Source organism: Mesorhizobium kamtschaticum, assembly GCF_056174585.1.
The window spans coordinates 1738023-1757412 of the sequence record NZ_CM149691.1 but is presented as its reverse complement, the minus strand read 5'-3'; the positions used below and the strand labels follow the sequence as shown (position 1 = coordinate 1757412).

General features: G+C 62.9%; 23 protein-coding genes and 1 pseudogene. 9 read left to right on the top strand and 15 right to left on the bottom strand.

Annotated elements, in window-relative coordinates:
* Positions 1 to 58 precede the first annotated feature (58 nt).
* From AC0V7N_RS08625 to AC0V7N_RS08610, 4 genes are all read right to left on the bottom strand, one after another.
* Positions 59 to 754, bottom strand: coding sequence for a DUF1013 domain-containing protein (locus tag AC0V7N_RS08625; protein ID WP_172223075.1), 696 nt, complete (start codon positions 752 to 754; stop codon positions 59 to 61).
* A gap of 182 nt (positions 755 to 936) precedes the next feature.
* A complete protein-coding gene (locus tag AC0V7N_RS08620; protein WP_475460249.1) occupies positions 937 to 2019 on the bottom strand; it encodes a helix-turn-helix transcriptional regulator in 1083 nt (360 codons plus the stop codon).
* Positions 2020 to 2382: 363 nt separating this feature from the next.
* Positions 2383 to 2523 (bottom strand): DUF1127 domain-containing protein, encoded by a 141-nt coding sequence (locus AC0V7N_RS08615; RefSeq protein WP_081850349.1) that lies wholly within the window; start codon positions 2521 to 2523, stop codon positions 2383 to 2385.
* 217 nt (positions 2524 to 2740) lie between these two features.
* On the bottom strand, positions 2741 to 3751 hold the full coding sequence (locus AC0V7N_RS08610) for an NAD(P)H-quinone oxidoreductase (protein ID WP_475456456.1): 1011 nt from the start codon (positions 3749 to 3751) through the stop codon (positions 2741 to 2743).
* Positions 3752 to 3873: 122 nt separating this feature from the next.
* Here AC0V7N_RS08610 and AC0V7N_RS08605 point away from each other — a divergent pair, with 122 nt between their 5' ends.
* The 3 genes from AC0V7N_RS08605 to AC0V7N_RS08595 all read left to right on the top strand — a co-directional run bounded on the left by AC0V7N_RS08605 (position 3874) and on the right by AC0V7N_RS08595 (position 5701).
* Entirely contained in the window at positions 3874 to 4068 is a 195-nt protein-coding gene (locus AC0V7N_RS08605; RefSeq protein WP_475456454.1) for a DUF1192 domain-containing protein, read from the top strand.
* A gap of 90 nt (positions 4069 to 4158) precedes the next feature.
* On the top strand, positions 4159 to 5406 hold the full coding sequence (locus AC0V7N_RS08600; protein ID WP_475456452.1) for an MFS transporter: 1248 nt from the start codon (positions 4159 to 4161) through the stop codon (positions 5404 to 5406).
* 31 nt (positions 5407 to 5437) lie between these two features.
* Positions 5438 to 5701, top strand: a complete 264-nt coding sequence (locus tag AC0V7N_RS08595) for an ArsR/SmtB family transcription factor (RefSeq protein WP_027031521.1) — start codon at positions 5438 to 5440, stop codon at positions 5699 to 5701.
* A 36-nt stretch (positions 5702 to 5737) separates the two neighbouring features.
* Here the strand turns inward: AC0V7N_RS08595 and AC0V7N_RS08590 are convergent, their stop codons facing one another.
* The 5 genes from AC0V7N_RS08590 to AC0V7N_RS08570 all read right to left on the bottom strand — a co-directional run bounded on the left by AC0V7N_RS08590 (position 5738) and on the right by AC0V7N_RS08570 (position 8565).
* Entirely contained in the window at positions 5738 to 6202 is a 465-nt protein-coding gene (locus AC0V7N_RS08590) for an SRPBCC family protein (protein WP_475456450.1), read from the bottom strand.
* A gap of 18 nt (positions 6203 to 6220) precedes the next feature.
* Positions 6221 to 6595, bottom strand: coding sequence for a nuclear transport factor 2 family protein (locus AC0V7N_RS08585; protein WP_475456448.1), 375 nt, complete (start codon positions 6593 to 6595; stop codon positions 6221 to 6223).
* A 23-nt stretch (positions 6596 to 6618) separates the two neighbouring features.
* A complete protein-coding gene (locus AC0V7N_RS08580; RefSeq protein WP_475456446.1) occupies positions 6619 to 6945 on the bottom strand; it encodes an ArsR/SmtB family transcription factor in 327 nt (108 codons plus the stop codon).
* Between the two features lie 5 nt (positions 6946 to 6950).
* A complete protein-coding gene (locus AC0V7N_RS08575; protein ID WP_475456444.1) occupies positions 6951 to 7607 on the bottom strand; it encodes a glutathione S-transferase family protein in 657 nt (218 codons plus the stop codon).
* 121 nt (positions 7608 to 7728) lie between these two features.
* Complete coding sequence (locus tag AC0V7N_RS08570; RefSeq protein WP_475456442.1) at positions 7729 to 8565, bottom strand: alpha/beta fold hydrolase; 837 nt, start codon at positions 8563 to 8565, stop codon at positions 7729 to 7731.
* 94 nt (positions 8566 to 8659) lie between these two features.
* Between AC0V7N_RS08570 and AC0V7N_RS08565 the strand changes: the two genes are divergently transcribed.
* The 3 genes from AC0V7N_RS08565 (at position 8660) to AC0V7N_RS08555 (ending at position 10090) form a co-directional block, all read left to right on the top strand.
* Positions 8660 to 9181, top strand: coding sequence for a winged helix-turn-helix transcriptional regulator (locus AC0V7N_RS08565; protein WP_475456440.1), 522 nt, complete (start codon positions 8660 to 8662; stop codon positions 9179 to 9181).
* A gap of 76 nt (positions 9182 to 9257) precedes the next feature.
* Complete coding sequence (locus tag AC0V7N_RS08560) at positions 9258 to 9491, top strand: hypothetical protein (protein WP_475456438.1); 234 nt, start codon at positions 9258 to 9260, stop codon at positions 9489 to 9491.
* Between the two features lie 167 nt (positions 9492 to 9658).
* Positions 9659 to 10090 carry a GlcG/HbpS family heme-binding protein gene (locus tag AC0V7N_RS08555; RefSeq protein ID WP_027053935.1) on the top strand — a complete coding sequence of 144 codons (432 nt, stop codon included), beginning with the start codon at positions 9659 to 9661 and terminating at the stop codon, positions 10088 to 10090.
* Positions 10091 to 10099: 9 nt separating this feature from the next.
* Here AC0V7N_RS08555 and AC0V7N_RS08550 read toward each other — a convergent pair whose 3' ends face one another.
* The 3 genes from AC0V7N_RS08550 to AC0V7N_RS08540 form a co-directional block, all read right to left on the bottom strand.
* Positions 10100 to 10501, bottom strand: a complete 402-nt coding sequence (locus tag AC0V7N_RS08550) for a hypothetical protein (protein ID WP_095201239.1) — start codon at positions 10499 to 10501, stop codon at positions 10100 to 10102.
* Between the two features lie 243 nt (positions 10502 to 10744).
* Positions 10745 to 10927, bottom strand: a complete 183-nt coding sequence (gene rpmF / locus AC0V7N_RS08545) for a 50S ribosomal protein L32 (RefSeq protein WP_008834724.1) — start codon at positions 10925 to 10927, stop codon at positions 10745 to 10747.
* A 140-nt stretch (positions 10928 to 11067) separates the two neighbouring features.
* Positions 11068 to 11829, bottom strand: coding sequence for a biosynthetic peptidoglycan transglycosylase (locus AC0V7N_RS08540; RefSeq protein WP_475460247.1), 762 nt, complete (start codon positions 11827 to 11829; stop codon positions 11068 to 11070).
* A 78-nt stretch (positions 11830 to 11907) separates the two neighbouring features.
* Between AC0V7N_RS08540 and AC0V7N_RS08535 the strand changes: the two genes are divergently transcribed.
* The gene (locus AC0V7N_RS08535; RefSeq protein ID WP_475456436.1) at positions 11908 to 12825 is read left to right on the top strand and encodes a polyprenyl synthetase family protein; all 918 of its coding nucleotides are present in this window, start codon (positions 11908 to 11910) and stop codon (positions 12823 to 12825) included.
* Between the two features lie 57 nt (positions 12826 to 12882).
* On the opposite strand, the gene AC0V7N_RS08530 is transcribed toward AC0V7N_RS08535, so the two are convergent.
* The gene (locus AC0V7N_RS08530; RefSeq protein ID WP_475456434.1) at positions 12883 to 13917 is read right to left on the bottom strand and encodes an L-idonate 5-dehydrogenase; all 1035 of its coding nucleotides are present in this window, start codon (positions 13915 to 13917) and stop codon (positions 12883 to 12885) included.
* A 134-nt stretch (positions 13918 to 14051) separates the two neighbouring features.
* Here AC0V7N_RS08530 and AC0V7N_RS08525 point away from each other — a divergent pair.
* Together AC0V7N_RS08525 and AC0V7N_RS08520 are read left to right on the top strand one after the other, a co-directional pair.
* A pseudogene (locus tag AC0V7N_RS08525) lies at positions 14052 to 14806 on the top strand (SDR family oxidoreductase).
* 113 nt (positions 14807 to 14919) lie between these two features.
* The gene (locus tag AC0V7N_RS08520; protein ID WP_496627791.1) at positions 14920 to 17259 is read left to right on the top strand and encodes a response regulator; all 2340 of its coding nucleotides are present in this window, start codon (positions 14920 to 14922) and stop codon (positions 17257 to 17259) included.
* Positions 17260 to 17265: 6 nt separating this feature from the next.
* On the opposite strand, the gene AC0V7N_RS08515 is transcribed toward AC0V7N_RS08520, so the two are convergent.
* A complete protein-coding gene (locus tag AC0V7N_RS08515; RefSeq protein ID WP_475456430.1) occupies positions 17266 to 18027 on the bottom strand; it encodes a Stf0 family sulfotransferase in 762 nt (253 codons plus the stop codon).
* A gap of 99 nt (positions 18028 to 18126) precedes the next feature.
* The gene (locus tag AC0V7N_RS08510) at positions 18127 to 19257 is read right to left on the bottom strand and encodes a sterol desaturase family protein (protein ID WP_475456428.1); all 1131 of its coding nucleotides are present in this window, start codon (positions 19255 to 19257) and stop codon (positions 18127 to 18129) included.
* Positions 19258 to 19390: the final 133 nt, after the last annotated feature.

The window sequence follows — 19390 nt, the reverse complement described above, 5'->3', positions numbered from 1 at the left end:
GATCAGACCGCACAAAAAGCCCGCTCGAAGCGGGCTTTTTCTTGAGTTCGCGACAATCTTACTCGTCGTCGTCCGTGTCCGGGGTCTTCGACTTCAAGGCCGAGAGCTTGGCGAACACGGCGTTGGCATCGAGTTCGGCATCCTCGTCCTTCGGCTTTTCCGGAGCCGGCACCAGCCGCTCGGTCAGCGCCGCCGGCAGCAGCGTGTCGCCGACCGGCTGCGCTTGCTCGCGGCCGCGCGAGGCGCGGTTGACTTCCATGTCGAGGTCGATCTGCGAGGCGAGCCCCAGCGTCACCGGGTCCATCGGCTGCAGGTTGGCCGAATTCCAGTGCTTACGCTCACGGATCTGCTCGATCGTCGACTTGGTGGTGCCGACGAGACGCGAAATCTGCGCGTCCTTGAGCTCGGGATGGTTGCGCACCAGCCACAGGATGGCATTCGGCCGGTCCTGACGCTTCGACAGCGGCGTGTAGCGCGGACCCTTGCGCTTGGATTCCGGCACCCGAACCTTGGGGTCGGAAAGCTTCAGGCGCTGGTTCGGGTCTTTCTCGGCGCGCGCGATCTCGTCGCGGGTCAGCTGACCGGTCATGATCGGGTCCATGCCCTTGATGCCTTGCGCCGATTCGCCGTCGGCGATCGCCTTGACCTCGAGCGGATGCAGCCCGCAGAACTGCGCGATTTGCTCAAAGGACAGCGCGGTGTTGTCGACCAGCCAGACGGCGGTCGCCTTGGGCATCAGCAGCGTATTGGCCATTCTAGAAATCCTTCTCGTTCGCCCGCGTTCCCGCGCGGGCGGTGGTTTAGAGCCACCAAAATGGGAAATTCGCGGCCTGTATAACCGTTCCCTGCCTGTTTCGCAACGTTTTTGGAGAGGCCCGGAGGCCCGATACTTTCACAACCGGCAAGCGCATTCGAATGCCCTGACGGTCGGCGACGTCAGCCAAAGGGGCCAGCGCTTTTGAGCAAGGCCACGAGCTGGCTTTGCTGGCGTGTCCCGGTCTTGGCGAATATTCGCTCCAGATAGGTCCGGGCGGTTTTTTCCGTGATGTTGGAACTGACTGCCGCGGCCTTGAGCGCATGGCCTTGCGACAACGCCGTGGCCAGGCGCGCTTCTGCCGGCGTCAGATCGAACAATCCGGCAAGCAGCGTTGGCGAAGGCACGAGCGAACTGGCGCTGAGCGCCGTCGCCGCCACCAGAATGTCGGCGCCCGAAAAGATCTCATGCGCCGAACGGCGCAACGGCAGCATATGCAGAACCATCGGCGGCCGGCTCTCCACCCCCTGCACCGGTATGGAGCGAACCGTCGGCTCCAATTCGTTGCGCGCGGCGACGACGGCCTGCTGGAACAGCCGGTTGGCTTCGGCGTCGGCAATGGCCATACCGCCAAAGGCGGTGGGCAGGAACAGGGAGGACAGGCCGTCGAACAACGCGTTGGCGACCATCACCCGCCCTTTCAGCGACAGGACAGCCGCCGGCAGGCCCATCGCCGTCATGGCGGCAACCGTTCCCTCGGCGCGTTCGAGGCCGAGCCGCCCTGCGATCAGGCCGGCGCGCGCCATGGCCGGCCGCAGACTGTCGAGCACATCCAGGCTCTTTTGATCATAGTCGCCTTCACCGAGCCGTCGCTGGAAGACGAAAATCGCCAGCTCGCCGCTGGGCATCGGTATCGCGGTGCAGGCATGCGCGCCGATACCCATGGCGCGAAGCCGTTTGCGTACCGGATCGTTCTCGATCTCTTCCGGTGTCAGGAAAGCCTCGACATCGACGAAGCTCGCCGGCTGCAGCGCGCACATGCGCGAAACCGCCGTCGAAAACTGCAGCGTATCGCTCGCCAGCAACTCACCTTGCAAATCCTGCAGGAATTCGATCGCCCTGCCGCGCGCGGGCTGGTCGTCACCGAACAGAAACACGGCGCCGCCCACGGAACCGGACACGGAATCGATGTCCTCCAGCACATCAGGCCAGAGATCCGGCACGAAGGCCGCCTCATAGATCCTGTTCGTCAGGTCATCGAACATCGACACGAAGCCTTTCCGGGGCAAGCATGTTTGCCGGAGCCAAACAATCAGCGCTTCAGGCTGGCTGGTCTTCCCTACGTCAACATGCCACGGCAGTCACCGCGGTCAATCTTGGATAAGCAAAATGCCACTGAACGGTTCCGTTCGGGCAGCGCCGTTGAACGGCTTCCTGTCGCCGGTTTTGCGCAACCCGGACGGGGAGGCGCGACGCATTCTTGTAGTTGGCGGGGCAAGTGCCTGGCACCCAAAACGACAAAACCCGCTGGACAAGGTCCAGCGGGCTCGGAACCGGAAACGGGGAACGTCTGCGACGGCTCTACTTCTCAACATCAGCCCGGCCTTGCGGCCGGGTCGTGCTTGAAATCAGATCGCCTGGCGGGCGATCCGCTCGATGTCGCCGCGGTTGATGCCGAGATCGTTGAGCTGACGGGCGTTGAGCTTGTTCAGTTCGCGCACGGTCTCGTTGTACATGCGCCAGTTACGGAAAGCGCGGATCGGGTTCATGGTAGTCCTCCTGATGGGGTGTTCGTTTCGATGCTGCACAGATAGTGATCATCGATGAGGACTTGAACGACCGATTTTGCATAGCAATGATGCAAATGCTGCATTGCACCATTAAGCCTCTGTTCATCTTGTAGGCAGTTAGGCCTTGGCCCAGGAGGTGTCGAGATTCAGGAGGCCGCCATTCGCAGGCCGGGCCTCACCTGAATATCGGCCAGTCCTAGCCGACGTCGAGCACGATCTTGCCGATATGATCGCCCTCTTCCATCCGCTCATGCGCGCGCCAGGCATCCGAGAGTGGGTAAATCATGTCCATGACAGGTGCCACCTTGCGCGTGCCGAGCAGCGGCCAGACCTGCGCCTCCAGCGCCGACGCGATCGCCGCCTTGAACTCGACGGTGCGCGGCCGCAGCGTCGAACCCGTATGGGTCAGCCGCTTGACCATGATCTTGGAAAAATCGGCACTGGCGACAGCGCCGGCCTGCACGGCGATCTGGACGATGCGGCCCTCGACGGCGGCCGCCTCGTAGTTTCGCTGGACATAGTCGCCGCCGACCATGTCGAGGATGAGATTGGCGCCCTTGCCATCCGTCGCCTCTTTCACCGCGGCGACGAAATCCTCCTCGCGGTAATTGATAGCCCGATCGGCGCCGAGCTTCAGGCAGGCGTCGCATTTCTCCTTGCTGCCGGCGGTGGTGATCACATAGGCGCCGAAGACGGAAGCCAGCTGGATCGCCGTGGTGCCGATGCCGGACGAGCCGCCATGCACCAGCAGCGTCTCGCCCTTCTTCAGGCCGCCGCGTTCGAACACATTGTGCCAGACGGTGAAATAGTTTTCAGGCACCGCAGCGGCCTCCGTGTGGGTGAAGCCGGCCGGCAGCGGCAGCACGCTGCCGGTATGAACCTTGACATACTCGGCATAGCCGCCGCCTGGCGTCAGTGCACAGACCCGGTCGCCAATGCGCCAGCGCGATATCTCGTCACCAAGGGCAGCCACTTCTCCCGATACTTCGAGGCCTGGCAGATCCGACGCGCCGGGCGGCGGCGGATAGGCGCCCTTGCGCTGCTGCACGTCGGGCCGGTTGACGCCGGCGGCATGCACCTTGATCAGGATCTCGCCGGGGCCGGGCTGCGGCACGTCGCGCGTTTCCGGTTTCAGCACCCGCGGGCCGCCGGGCTCCGAGATCGCGATCGCCGTCATCGTTGCCGGAATTTTCTGTCCGCTCGCCATGAAGTTTTCCGTCTTTCCTCGCCGCATTCTTACCGGCTGTTTGCATCGACGCCCCTGCCCTATGTATGCTCATTGCCAAATCAGGCAAATGGCCAATCTGGTGTGGCGGAGGAGGAGCAACGATGGCGATCTTCGACGACGAACCCAAGAAGAAAGCGCGTCCGCACGAGATCGGGCAGGATCTGTCGCTGCTCTCCGTCGGCGAGCTGTCCGAGCGCATCGGCATCCTGCGTGACGAAATCACCCGGCTGGAGGCGGAGCTCAAGACCAAGGACAACACCAAATCGGCCGCCGAGGCGCTGTTCCGCCGCGGATAGGCAGACGGGCGTAACGGCCCGCCGCTGAAAAGCCGGAATGCGACTGTCTTCAGACCTTGCGTCCCTCCCAGAGTCCAGCCGGATCAAAAAATGCTCGCATCTTACAGACCGATCCTCTCCCTGCTTCGCGGCACTGCCTTCCTGCTGGCGGCATCGGGGCTGCACGGACTGCTGTTGCCGCTGCGCGGCCAGCTCGAGGGCTTCTCGACCGCGTCGCTCGGCCTGATGGGTACGGCCTGGGCTGGCGGCTTCGTCACCGGCTGCTTCTTCGCGCCGCGCCTTGTGCGCCGCGCCGGGCATGTGCGGGCTTTCGGCGCCTTCGCCGCGTCCGGCGCCATCGTGGCGCTGCTCACCGGGCTGATCATCGATGAATATGTCTGGATCCTGCTGCGCGCCTTCACCGGCTTCACCATGGCCGGCGCCTTCATGGTCATCGAAAGCTGGCTGAACGAGAAAGCCACCAACGAGAACCGCGGCACCGTGTTCGGCCTCTATATGATGGTCACCTATGCCTCGATCATGGGCGGACAGATGATCGTCGCCGGCGGCGACGTGAAATCGGCATCGCTGTTCATGATCACCGGCATCCTGTTTTGCCTGTCGCTGATCCCGACCGCCGTTTCTTCGGCATCACTCCCCAAGCCGCTGCAGGACGTCAAGCTCGACGTCAAGGGGCTCTACGCCAACTCCCCGGTGTCGGCAGTCGCTTGCCTGTTGGTCGGTATCGCCAACGGTGCCTGGGGAACGCTTGGCGCGGTCTATGGCGCCCGCATCGGCATTTCTACCGCCGAGATCGCCTTGATGATGAGCCTTGTCGTCGTCGCCGGTGCCGCCATGCAGCTGCCGGCCGGGCGTCTCTCCGACAAGACAGATCGGCGTTTCGTGCTGGCCGGTGCCGCCTTCGGCGGGGCGTTGGTAGCGCTCTTGATCTTCCTGTTCGAACCGCGCTCAGCCGTCTTCGTCATCGTCTTGACCGCCGCCTATGGCGCTTTCGCCTACACGCTCTATTCGATCGCCGTGGCGCATGCCAACGACCACGCGCGGTCGGAGGATTTCGTCAAGGTGTCGGGCGGACTGCTGCTGCTTTACGGCTTCGGCACCATGATCGGGCCTTTGCTGGCGGCGGCGCTGATGGGCTGGATGCGCCCGGAGGGCCTGTTCTTGGCAACTGCCTTCGCGCATCTGTCATTGGCCGCCTACACGCTGCTGCGCATCAGCCGCCGCGCTCCGGTGCCGATCGGCGATCGCGACGCCTTCAAGACGCAACCGGCCGACCGCTCCGTGACCCCCGAAGCATTGCGGCTTGACCCAAGAAGAAAAGCAGAAGCAGACAGTTGAGATTCGAAAAACTTTGCCTCACAAATGAGGCATGATGTTTTCCGACGCCTTCATGGCGATCGCCGACCCCAATCGGCGCCACCTTCTGGAAGAACTTCGACGCGGTCCGAAGACCGTCAACGAGTTGGCCGCCGGGTTGCCAGTCTCACGCCCGGCCGTTTCACAGCATCTGAAAGTGTTGCTCGACGCCGGATTGGTCAACGCCAAGGCTGAAGGCACACGGCGCGTTTATACGGTAAGCAATGCCGGCTTCCTGAAACTCAACATCTGGCTCGATCAGTTCTGGGAAGCCTGAAACGTCAGCCATTTATCATCAACACCGCCACGATGATCAGGCTTGTACTTTCAGGAAGGCGCCGAGCGCATCGAGCAGTTCACCCGTTCCATGCTCACGCGTGGCCGGGGTGTCGTGGCCGTCGAGGAAGGCGCCCTGTTCCGTCATCACCAGCCGCGTGCCCCCTGCTTCCGCCACAAGCTCGATCGTCGCCAGCGACACAGAGACGCGGGTTTCACCAAACAGCAGCTCATAGCTGTAGACGATGCGCTGGTCCGGCACGATGTCCTGATAGACCGCGTTGAAGAAATGCATCTGCCCATCGCTCGGGCATCCGGCATTGACCTCCTTGCCACCGACGCGGAAGTCCATTTCGTGTCGGCTGGGCATCGGGTCGTGGGGATCGACGAACCAGCGCCGCTTGGCATCTGGTCTGCTGAACGCTGAAAAGACTTTCGCCGGCGCCACAGGATAGCTCCGCTCGACGACAAAGGTGGAGTGGACGACGGATCGTTCGGTCATCGATTGGGTCCTCGTTGGTCAGCTTGATTGGTTCTGTGGGATGAAGACACCGCCGCGATATGCAGCGCCGAAATAGACCTCGACGCTGTGCAGGCGGTCGTCGCGAAACGCGTGCAGCTCCGTGTTGCGGAAGGTCTTTCCATCTACCGTTTCACACCGGCAGAGAACAAAAGCGGCATCCCCGTCTTCGCAGATCCGCTCGATGGTGATCGACTTGAAAGCGGGACTGTCCGGCCAGCAGCGCGCGAAATAGGCCGCGCGGTCGATGGCATCGTCATAGGGACTGGTGAACGTGAAGTCGTCCGTCAGCATCGTCTTGGCAACACCGCGCTCGTTTGCCTGATAGGCGGCAAAATAGCGGCGGATCAACTGCGCCCTGTTTTTGGCAGCCATGGTCGTTCTCCCTGTTGTTCCGCTCATTCTCTCTCGGTGAGAAAATCGCCGAGCCGGTCCAGCCGGCGCTCCCAGACGAGACGCCGCTCGTTGATCCAGTGTTCGGCCGCTCTCAGCGCTTTCGGCTCGATCTGGCAGGTGCGCACGCGCCCCAGTTTTTCCGAGCGCACCAGGCCGCTCGCCTCCAGCACGTTGAGATGCTGGACGACGGCCGACAGCGACATCGCCAGCGGCTCGGCCAGTTGGCTGACCGAGGCGGGGCCGCGCGACAGCCGGTCGACCATCTGCCGCCGCGCCGGATCGGCAAGCGCCTGGAACATCAGGTCGAGCTGGGCGGGATCGTGCAGCATCGCGGTCAGCCATTATTGTAGGGGAAGAACTTGAAGTAGGGCTGCGCCTCCTCGATCACCCTGGCGAAGGCAGGGCGCTGCAGCAGCCGGTCGTGATAGCGTTTCACGGCTGGATATTTGTCGCCGAACGGCTCGACCTTGTTGGCATAGAAGAGCGCGGGCGATGCCGCGCAATCGGCCATGGTGAAGGCGTCGCCCACCGCCCAGCTCCTCGACTGCATCTCCTGTTCGATGATGGCGTAGGAGGCGCGCAGCTGGCCGCGCGCCTGCTCGACGCCGAACGGATCGGTCTTGTCGAGCGGCCGCAGCCGGTCGCCGACGATCTTCTGCATCGGCTCCTGCACATAGAAATCATAGAAGCGATCCGCCTGGCGGACCGCCAGTGCCAGATCGACGCCGGCGGGGACGAGGTCGACCGGCCCCGGATAGTGCGCGGCCAGATATTCGACGACGATGGTCGATTCCAGCACCGTGCGGTCGCGCGCATGGTCGCGCAGCGCCGGCATCTTGCCGGTCGGCGAAATCTTCAGGAAGGCCGCCCGCGATTGCTCGTCGCCAAGGTCGACAATGACCGGGTTGAAGGCCGTGGCGTTCTCGTAGAGCGCGATCAGCGGCTTCCAGCAGAAGGAGGCCAGCGGATGGAAATGCAGCGTCAGGGACATTCTGTGCTCGTCTGTTTCTGGTTCATCGATGGGCGGGTGCTGTGCGTCGCCAAAGTCAACACTGAAGCATTTACTTAACTATTGCGATAGGCCTTGTCCGTCAAGGCCGACCGGCGAGGTCCTAATTGGACCTGATATGCGCGACGATGGCGGCTTCCAGCGCCGGCCAGTCTTGCGGATGCAGTTCGTGGCCGCCGCCCTCGACGCGAAGCAGTTTCGCGCCGGCGACCGTCTTGGCCAGCATCTCGCCGTGTTCGACCGGAAAGATCGGATCTGATGTGCCATGGACGACCAGCAGCGGCGCCGCCATCTCCGGCAAGCGGCCCTTCCATGCGTCACCGCCCTTGAGCGAAAAATGATTGGTTGCGCTCAGGAATCCACCGGAGCGGTCGTAATCCTGTTCGATGAAGGCTCTCATCCCGGCCTCGTCGAACGGATGTGCGGTGCTGGCGATCGCCCTGGCATCCCTGACCATGAAGTCGATCACCTGGCGGCGGTCCGACCAGTCGACATCACCACCCGCGGACGAATGTTCGATATAGGCGTCGGTCGTCTGCGGCAGATGCGAGGTGTCCATTCCCACCGGTGAACTGCTGATCACGGTCAGCGACGCGACGCGGGAAGGATGCTTGAGCGCCACGAGTTGCGCTATCATCCCACCCATCGACATGCTGGCAACATGCGCCTTGCCGATGCCGTGGCTGTCGAGCACACCGATTGCATCGTCCGCCATGTCGTCGAATGTATAGGGCGGCACGCCCGGCGGATATTTGGTCGAGTGGCCGGTATCGCGATTGTCGTAGCGGATCACGTACAGGCCGGCATCCGCCAGCTCCCGGCAAAATGCCTCCGGCCACCACAGCATCGAGGCCATCGCGCCCATGATCAGCAGCAGCGGGGGATTTTCCGGGTCGCCGAAGGTTTCGGATATGATCTCGGGGCGATTGATCGCGGTCATTGTAGTGTCTCCTTAACTGATTGCATTTTGCAATCGGTTGCACCATAATAAAACTGATACGATAATGCAACTGGTTTTGTGTGGAGAGAATCGAATGAGCCTCGATCGCCGATCCGGCTGTCCGATCAACCTGTCGTTGGAAGTGTTCGGCGACCGCTGGAGCCTGATCATCCTGCGCGACATGATTTTCGGCGGCAGGCGGCATTTCCGTGAGTTACTCAACGGATCGATGGAAGGCATTGCCTCCAACATCCTTGCCGACCGGCTGAAACGGCTGATGGAGTTGGGCATGCTGACCAAGGCCGACGATCCCTCACACAAGCAGAAGGCTATCTACAGCCTGACCGAGATGGCCATCACTCTGGTGCCAATCCTGGCCCATCTCGGCGCCTGGGGCCGGGTCTGGCTGCCGACCAGCGAGGAACTCTCGATCCGCGCCGAGCTTCTGGAAAAGGGCGGGCCGCCGATGTGGGAGAAATTCATGGACGAATTGCGCCATGAGCATCTGGGTACACCGCTCGATACGACGTCCGGTCCTTCTGTCCGCGCGACCCTGCGGGCCGCCTATGAAGCCGTGGTCGCCAGCAAGGCTCTCAGCGCCAGCCCGGCCGCCTGACCAACTATTTTTCCCGCTGGGAGGCCGGCTCTGCTAGAAGAAACGGAAACCACAATTCACGGGATTGGATAAGGTCTTGGTTGAGAACTCTCGGGATGCTGCCCGCGCGCGCGCAGATTTGCGCTTCAAGAAACAGGAAGAGGCGGCGACCGTCCGCCAGAAGGCAATGGCGGAATATGCCGCCGAGAGCGACGCCCGCAAGGCCAAGACCGACAAGCTGCGGGCGCTCCGCCTCGCCAAGGAAGCCGACGACCTCGCCAACGCGCCGTCAGTGCCCGCCAAGAAGCCTGCCCGCGCAAAGAAGAAGTAAGCGCGCCGCTCTCCGGTAACCCGAGCTGCTCGCCTGTCGCCGTTCGACGGCGCCATCCAGACAGCCGCCCTTCGTCTCACGGCTTTGCGAGAAGCAATTTCAACCGAAACCGGGATTGCTTCGGCCGGCCGGCCGCCGATGATTGCCTCTTTCAACAGGAGATTGCCATGACCGCACTGCCGCTCGAAAAAGCCAGGCAAATCATCGATGCCGCCTTCGCCAAGGGCGCCGATCTCAAGCTCAAGCCGCTGGGCGTCTCGGTGCTTGACGCTGGCGGCCATCTGGTCGCCTTTCAGCGCCAGGACGGCGCCTCGTTCCTGCGCCCGCAAATGTCGGCGGGCAAGGCCTATGGCGCGCTGGCCATCGGCATGGGCTCGCGCAAGGTCGAGGCCTTCGCCAAGGAGCGTCCGCATCTGGTCGCCGGTATTTCCGACGTATCGGGCGGACGCGTGCTGCCGGTGGTCGGCGGCGTGCTAATCCGCGACAAGGCCGGCGCCGTCATCGGCGCCGTCGGCATATCAGGCGACACGTCGGACAATGACGAGGCAGCGGCCATCGCCGGCATCGAGGCCGCCGGCTTCACCGCCGATCCGGGCTGAGCCCATAGTCTAGTTGACGTTGATGTCCCGGCTCGCCGACCGCATCGACACCGCGAACCCGGCCAGCACATCGAACAGCGCGATGATCATCAGCGTGAAGAAGATCGAGTGCGCCGCGCCCTTGACCAGCAGGAACTCGACCAGGAAAGCGACGAAGACCAGCGTCGACAGGAGATGGTCCATGATCGAGGCGCTGGTCGTGCGCGCCGACTTCACCATTTCGAGGAACAGGAAGATCAGCCCGATCAGGATCATCAGGTCGCCGAGCGTCATCGAGAACACCCCGCCCGACATCATGCGGAACGAGAAGATCTCGCTCGCCCACGGATCGTCACCGCCGCCGAAAATTCCGAGCAGGCCGAGATTGTAGAGAATGAAAGGCACGATCAAAAGCGGGACGGCACCGAACATCTGGCGTCTCCATATGGGGGCACCTCCTGTAGAATGCGCCACAGCCACGCCGTCAAGATTTTTCGTAAAAAGCCGCCAACACGGTCGAAGACCGGATGCAACAAACCATGTCAGCCGGCTTGCCCGGCTGACATGGCTTCGGCTCGGCATTTGGCCGGCGTGGTCGATCTCTGACTGCCAAACGCAAAAAGACCGGCCAGAGGCCGGTCTTTCTGTAACTCAAACCCAGGGAAAAAGCTGGTCTCAGCTTTCCTTGGGGGTCAGCACCTGGCGACCGCGATACATGCCGGTCTTCAGGTCGATGTGGTGCGGGCGGCGCATTTCGCCGGAATTCTTGTCCTCGACATAGGTCGGGGCCTTGAGGGCGTCGGCCGAGCGGCGCATGCCGCGCTTGGACGGAGAGGTTTTGCGTTTCGGAACGGCCATGGATATGCTCCACTACATGGTCAAAAGCCCCGCCCGCCCTCGTGAAAGGGCCATGTCGGGGCCTAAATCTGAGAAAGTCGGGTGCCTATACACGCCCTGTGCCGTTTTGGCCAGCGCTACCACGAACTTTTTTGAGTTGGCTATTCGAGACAGCCGACATAGGCACCGGAACGGCCGGCACGCCGCTCGATCAGATTGGCGAGCCGTCTCAGCCCTGGGCCGGGTTTTGCCGGGTTGCGGGCGATCGGATTGGGCAAGGTAACGGCAAGAAGTGCCGCCTGCCGGCGCGACAGTTGCTTAGCCGAAATGCCGAAATGGTGCTGCGCCGCCGCCTCGATGCCATAGATGCCCGGACCCCATTCGGCGATGTTGAGATAGATTTCCATGATGCGGCGTTTCGACATCACCGCGTCGAAATAGACCGCCAGCGGCAGTTCGACAACCTTGCGCACGGTCCCCAGCGGCCGTGACCAGAGAAAAAGGTTTTTCACCGTCTGCATGGTGATGGTCGAGGCACCGCGCGTCGCCTCGCCGGCCAGCGCATCGTCGACGACGCCGCGCAGTTCACCGAGATCGACGCCGCGATGGAAGCAGAATTGTCCATCCTCCGACATGATGACCGAATGGGCGAGCACCGGCGCGACATCGTCGATCGATACCCAGCGCCGGTCATAGCCGGAGAATGTCGCCAGGTCCTTCAGCATCAGCGTCGACACCGGATGCACGAAGGACGGCAGGTAAAGAAAGGTCAGCACTGTCGGGATCAACGCCAGCACGGCGGCCACGACAATGCAGCGCCGGACCCAGCGCCTGAGACTGCGGCGGTTCAAGCCGCGCGATCTCGTCGCCATGTCCAGCTTTTCGGTTTCATGATCGACGATCGGTTCCGCCAAGCCGCCCAACCCGTACATCTGCCTGCTCCGGCATAATGGCGCTTGCCTTCTTGCGCAACGTCTGAGTGTCGGCTACCGCTCCCGGCCATGACGAATGACGACGAAATGGCGTTCGAAATGGCGCTCATCCGGCGGGCGGCCGCCGTCGAGGTGCTGCTGCGGCGGTTGCTCGACGACCGCCCGCTTTCGGGCGAGATCGCGCGGCCCGAGCGGCTGATGGCGGCGATGCGCCACGGCGTGCTGAACGGCGGCAAGCGCCTTCGCCCCTTCCTGGTCATGGAAAGTGCGGCCTTGTTTTCCGCCGATGGCGAGGCCGCGCAGCGCGTCGCCGCCGCACTCGAATGCGTGCATTGCTATTCGTTGATCCACGACGATTTGCCGGCGATGGACGACGATGATCTGCGCCGCGGCCAGCCGACGGTGCACAAGGCCTTCGACGAGGCAACCGCCATCCTGGCCGGCGACGCCTTGCTGACGCTGGCCTTCGACATCATCGCCGATGAGGCGACCGTGCTGCCGGCGGAGCGGCGGGCTGCTCTGGTGCTGGCGCTTGCCCGGGCTGCCGGCGCCGGCGGCATGGTCGGCGGCCAGAAGCTCGACCTCGAAGCCGAACAGACGCCGCCGGATGAGTCCGGCATCATAAGGCTGCAGGCGATGAAGACCGGCGCACTGATCCGCTTCGCTTGCGAGGCGGGCGCCATCATTGCCGGCGCTCCGGCCGAGGACCGCGAAAGACTGGCCGAATTCGGCTCCGCGATCGGCCTTGCCTTCCAGCTTGCCGACGACCTGCTCGACCTGACAGCGGACGCCGGCCAGATGGGCAAGGCGACCGGCAAGGACGCCGCCGCCGGCAAGGGAACGCTGGTGGCGCTGCACGGCGCGAACTGGGCGCGCAGCCAGTTGCAAGGCCTTGTTGACCAGGCGCACGCGCTGCTTGAGCCCTTTGGCGACAAGGCGGCCCTGATGAAGGAAGCTGCGACCTTCGTCGCCGCGCGGAAGAGCTGACAGCCAAAACTGGCCGGTCCAAGCATCGGTTTCAGGCCAAGCGGGACTGGACAGCCCTCACGCGAAGGCGATCTGCACCTTCATCGCCTGGCTGCGGTTATTGGCGAGGTCGAAGCCGGTCAGGGCGCCATCCAGTGCCACTGTGTGGGTGATCAGCGGCTTCACGTCGATCAGCCCCTTGCGCATCAATTCCACCCCTACAGCGAATTCCGGATGAAAGCGGAACGACCCGTTGAGCGTCAGTTCCTTGGTGGTGATCGCCGTCATCGGCAGCGCCATCTCGGCACCGCCGAGACCGAGTTGGACGATCGTGCCGCGCGGACGCAGCGCGGCAATGCCTTGCGCCAGTGCCGCCGCCGCGCCCGAACATTCATAGAGGATATCGAACGTCCCCTTGTCGGCGAGATAGGGCGCCAGCCCCTGCGGGTCGGTCCGGCTGTTGATCGCCTTGTCGGCGCCGGCGCGCAGCGCCATCGACAGGGTGAAGTCGGTCAAGTCGACGGCGACGATCTCGGCCGCACCGGCGCGTCGCGCGCAGAGGATCGACAGCAGGCCGATCGGCCCGCAACCAGTCACCAGCACGCGCTTGCCCAGCATCTCGCCGACCCGCCTTGTGGCGTGGAGGCACACTGCCAGAGGCTCGGCCATCGCCGCTTCGCCTGATGTCAGACCATCAGCCGGTACGCATTGCGGGGCATCCGCCACCAGCATTTCGCGGAATGCGCCCTGGATGTGCGGGAACGGCATGGCGCTGCCATAGAAGCGCATGTTGAGGCATTGATTGTGCATGCCTTCGCGGCAATAGCGGCAGCTGTAGCAAGGCCGCGATGGCGAGACGGCGACCAGCTGGCCAGGCTCCAGGCCAGTGACCCCGGAGCCAACCTTCTCGATGTGGCCGGAGACCTCATGGCCGAGGATCATCGGCTCCTTCAGGCGCACCGTTCCGAAACCGCCATGATTGTAGTAGTGCAGGTCGCTGCCGCAAATGCCGCCGGTAGCGAGACGCAACAGCACCTGGCCCGTGCCCGGCTCCTCGACCGGACGGTCCTCGATGCGCAGGTCCCTGGCGGCATGGATGACGATCGACTTCATGGCAGGCGAACTCCTCGAGCAAGTCGACCAGCATATTCGGCGAGTTCGTCGTATACCAGCTTGCGTATCACCTTGCGTGCCTGCCCGATTTCGCTTCACTTCATGGCGTTCAGCAACGAGAGGCCGTCGGTAAAATGTCATCCACCTTGTTCGATCTCAGCGGGCGCCGGGCGCTCGTAACCGGCTCGTCGCAAGGCATCGGGCTCGGCCTGGCCAAAGGCCTGGCGCAAGCCGGCGCCACGGTGGTTCTCAATGGCCGCGACGCGGCAAAGCTTGCCGCAGCGGCGGCACAGATCCCCGCGGCGGAAACGCTCGCCTTCGACGCCACCGACCATGACGCGGTCCGTTCCGCGATCGACAATTTCGAGCTGACCAGTGGGCCGATCGACATATTGGTCAACAATGCCGGCATGCAGTTCCGCACGCCGCTCGAGGATTTTCCCGCCGACGCGTTCGAGCGCCTGTTGCAGACCAATGTCGCCAGCGTCTTCCATGTCGGCCAGGCGGTGGCGCGCCACATGATCCGACGGGGCCGCGGCAAGATCATCAACATAGCCTCCGTCCAGACCGCACTCGCCCGCCCGGCATCGCGCCCTATACAGCGACGAAAGGCGCGGTCGGCAACCTGACCAAGGGCATGGCGACGGACTGGGCCAGGTATGGCCTGCAATGCAACGCCATCGCGCCCGGCTATTTCGACACGCCGCTCAACGCAGCCCTTGTCGCCGACCCGACTTTCAGCGACTGGCTCGAAAAGCGCACGCCGGCCGGCCGCTGGGGCAAGGTGGAAGAGCTGGTCGGGGCCTGCGTGTTCCTGGCCTCCGATGCCTCGTCCTTTGTCAACGGCCATATCCTGTATGTCGACGGCGGCATCACCGCATCGATCTGACCTCCCGCGCCACCTCACGGACGAGCAATCGCGGTGGTCGCGCGAACGAAATCTTAATGTAAATGAAGCGTAATCCCGGTCGTTAAAATAATGCGTATGTGTTGGGGTTGCGCATGCCGGAATATTCTTCCTTCATCCGGTTTGTCCGGATTCGCTATCTTTCAGGATTGCTGATTTTCGCGCTGGCTTCCACGGCCGTCATGGTTGCGCTCAACCGCGTCAATTCCTTCCGTCATGAGATCGATGCGCTGAGCAGCAACCTCGTCGTCTTCACCCGCGACCTGCGCAACGCGACCAGCTTTGCCGAGACGACCGGCTCCGCCTGGCGCAACGAAACGCGCGATGCGCTGACCGCTTCGGCGCGCGACCATTCCGAACGTCTGACCGGCGAGATCGACACGCTGACCGCCCAGTTCGCCGCGATACGCTCACGCCTTTCGGCCAAGACCATCAACGAACTCGAAACCGCCTCGGTCAACGGCGACCTGTTCTGGTCGGCGCATGACATGGTGCGCAATTTCAACCTGATGTCGGTGGCGCATAAGGCCGATGAATGGAGCTACCGGGAAATCCGCAACCAGAACGACCTGTTCGTCCAGCCGATGCTGGTTCGCTTCCGCACCGCCATGGACGAAGAGCGCCATCTGGCCGACGCCTCCAGCGACCGGTTGCTGCTGTGGGCGAGCGGCCTGTTGTTCGCTGTGCTGGCCATCGTCGCCTTCTGGGTCTTCCGACCGATGGAACAGGCGATCCGCCGCGCCTTTGCCCAATCGGCCGAATCCCTGTTCAAGGCCGAGGCCGCCGACCGCGCCAAGTCCGAATTCCTGGCCAATATGAGCCACGAGATCCGCACGCCGATGAACGGCGTCCTCGGCATGGCCGAACTCTTGGCCAAGACCGATTTGACCCCACGCCAGAAGACCTTCACCGACGTCATCGTCAAATCCGGCAATGCGCTGCTCACCATCATCAACGACATCCTCGATTTCTCCAAGATCAATGCCGGCCAACTCACTCTGGACCCTGCCCCTTTCCGCCTCACCGAAGCGGTCGAGGATGTGGCGACGCTGGTCTCGGCGCGTGTTGCCGAAAAGAACCTCGAACTGATCGTACGTGTCGATCCGCGCCTGCCGACCCATGTCGTCGGCGACGCCGGCCGCTTCCGGCAGATCGTCACCAATCTGGTCGGCAATGCGGTGAAGTTCACCGAGAAAGGCCATGTGCTGATCGATGTCGGCGGCGAAACCGTCAATGACGTCGTCCAGCTCAAGCTGCGGGTCGAAGACACCGGCATCGGCATTCCGGCCGAAAAATTGCAGAACGTGTTCGAGAAATTCGCGCAGGTCGACGGCTCCTCGACCCGCCGCCACGAAGGCACCGGCCTTGGGCTTGCCATCGCCGCCCGCCTCGTCGATTTGATGGCCGGCAAGATCGGTGTCGAGAGCGAGATCGGGCGCGGCTCCGTCTTCTGGTTCGGAGTGCCGCTGCCCGTGCACCATGCCGAGGCGCGCGATGCGATCGTGCCGGTCGACGTCACCGGAGCGCGCGTGCTGGTCATCGACGACAATCCGGTCAACCGCGAGATCCTGCTCGAGCAGCTCAAGAGCTGGAGCTTCGACTGCGCCGCCGCCGAAAGCGGCGCCATGGGGCTGGCCTTCCTTGATCGCGCCTGCCAGTTGGGCGCCAGCGTCGACTGCATCATACTCGACTACCAGATGCCTGGCATGAACGGCGCCGATGTCGCCCGGGCCATCGCCGCCGACAGCCGGCTGTCGGCCATCCCGATCGTTATCCTGACCTCGGTCGACCAGGTCGATTTCGGCAAGATGATCATCGACTTCGGCATATCAGCCCATCTGACCAAGCCGGCGCGCTCGGCGGTCCTGCTCGGCACGGTCATCTCGGTCATCCAGAAGGCCCGCTCACAAGTCGGCAAGGCGCATTTCGTTCGCGAGCCGGTCCAGCCGATGCCGCAGCCGGCTCCGCCTGCCTTCACCGTCATCCGTGGTCCCGCAATACCGGTCGCGACAGCACCGGAATCGACCGCCACGCCAAACGGCCCGATCGATATCCTCATCGCCGAGGACAATGATGTGAACCAGTTGGTGTTCGGCCAGATCCTCAACGGGCTGGGCCTGAGCTACCGCATCGCCGGCAATGGCCGCACGGCGGTCGAGATGTACCGGTCGCTGCATCCGAAACTGATCCTGATGGACGTCTCGATGCCGGAGATGAACGGCTACGAGGCAACCCGCGCCATCCGTGCGATCGAGGCCTCGTCGGGTGGCCACATCCCGATCATCGGCGTCACCGCGCATGCGCTGAAGGGCGATCGCGACAAGTGCATCGAGGCCGGCATGGACGACTATCTGCCCAAGCCAGTCTCGCCCGATCGCCTCGGCGCCAAGATTGGCCCATGGCTCAGCGAAACGGTGATTGCCAAGACGGCCTGACCCGCCTCACTGCGTCAAGCGGGCTGCGTCCAGACGATAGCGGCGCCTCCAGTCGAGGCTTATCTCGTCAGCGAGCTTTGCAACGCCCGGCCGCACATCTTCGGCATTCGGGGGCGGAACGCCGAGGGCCTCGCAGATGCCCAGCAAGATCGCCGCCGGGTCGGCGGAAAGATGCTCGTAGCCAATGCGCAGCGGGGTCAGGCCTTGCGCTGCGAACCAGATGTTCCAGGCCGCATCATGGGCTTCGAGCTCGGCCAGCTCACCCTTGATCCGCCCGAAATCATAGTGCGGCACCTGCGGCGGTGCGACCCTTTCGATCTCCGAGCCATCGGGAGCGATGTGCCACAGACCGGTCTGCTCCGCCTTGATCAGGGAGACAGCCTGCGAGAGCTTGTTTTCACGCGACAGGTGGATGTAGAGGATACGGCCAAAGGCCTTTTCGAAACGCGCTGTGTCCGACGCAAGCCCGGGGAAAATCTGGTCGAGGATCGCCGAAAGCTCATCCAGGTTCTCGCGCATCAGGCGCAGGCCGAAGACATCCGTCCCGCCCTTGCCCGCAGTGATCGCCGCATCGAGATAGGCGGCGTCGAACTCAAGCGCGCCCATCGTGTCGCGACCGGGCAGTTTCCACTCCTGCGCCCACTCTGACACATCCTGCCGCCGATAGAATGAGTGAGGATCGCCGGAAGTCCCGGTGGATGCCAGGAGCTTGCACAGCAAAGTGCTGCCGGTTCTCGGCGTGCCGCAGATAATGTAGGCGTCGAACATCCCGCTCCCTTGTCGCCATGGAAGGCCCCCCAGTACACGGGGCGCTCCTATAACCCAAATTCCGGAACGGGGAAGCCGAACCCCGAAATGTCCTGCAAATCAGCCGCGCCGGAAGGGATAGAGGAATTGCCGCCAATATCCTTTCGGCACGGGGTGGCCGTGAATGCCATAGCCCTTCGGCCACCGTCCCTCAGGCAGATGGTAAGTGCCGAACAGCCGGTCGAGCAGCGGGAAATGGATGGCGAAGTTGACGTCGATCGCCTCTTTCTCGAGGCCGTGATGCCAATGATGATAGCGCGGCGACACCAGCAATTTTTCGGCCGGGCCAAAACTCGTGCCGATGTTGGAATGGATGAACGACGAATAGACGTAGACGATCAGGATATAGGTCTGGATCGCCGATTCATCGAACCCCAGCACGAACATCGGCGTGGCGGTCAGGCTGCGCAGCACGATGATTTCCAGGAAATGCATCCGCGCGCCGGCAATCCAGTCCATCGACTTGGCTGAATGATGCACGGCATGAAAATTCCACAGAAACGGAATGCGGTGGAAGGCCCTGTGCACCCAATATTGGGCAAGATCCGTCAGGAACATCACCGCCACCAACTGCACCAGCCAAGGCAGGTCATGGACCCAGGCGCGCACCGAACCAAGACCGCCCTGCGCGTTGACCAGATTGGACGGCGCGAGCGTCAGGTAGGTCAATATCTGCACCAGCAGCGACGAGACCAGATAGTAAAACAGGTCTTCGCGCCATTCGTCGCGGAACACCGTCTGGTCCTTGTTGCGGGCGAGAATGCGTTCGAGCGGAACGAACAGCACGCCCATGAAAAGGGCGTTCAGAATGAAGAAATCGAGGCCGAAGAAGACGCCGTCAATCTGCAGCTGATGACGAACCGGCAGCATGCCGAGCAGCGATGCCAGCAGCACGGTGAACATCGCCGCCGCGCCGAGCGTCTTTTCCCTGCGCAGCATCATGCTCAGTATGGCCAGGATATAGCCGGAGATTAGCACGAAATAGAGCACCGGCTTGAAGAACAGCATCTGATGGATAGGCGCCAGATCCGGCATCGAGGTCAGCGACGGGTAGCGCAACACGATGACCATCAGCAGGCCGGTTACCCCGGCAAGCAAAGCAATCGATCCGGACAGCCAGCCCGAACCGAATGGCCGCTTGGAGCGCGGCGTTTCGAGTTCGCCGACAATCTTTTTAAGGAAATTCGCCATCGGTATGATGCCCCCTGGCCAAAGGGCGCGAATATATCTGCGCCGGAAATACTGACCCTGCCTTTGCTATAGAATAACTTATTAAGATTTAATCGACGCCGCTCCGACCGACCGCGCTTGCTGCAACATCAGC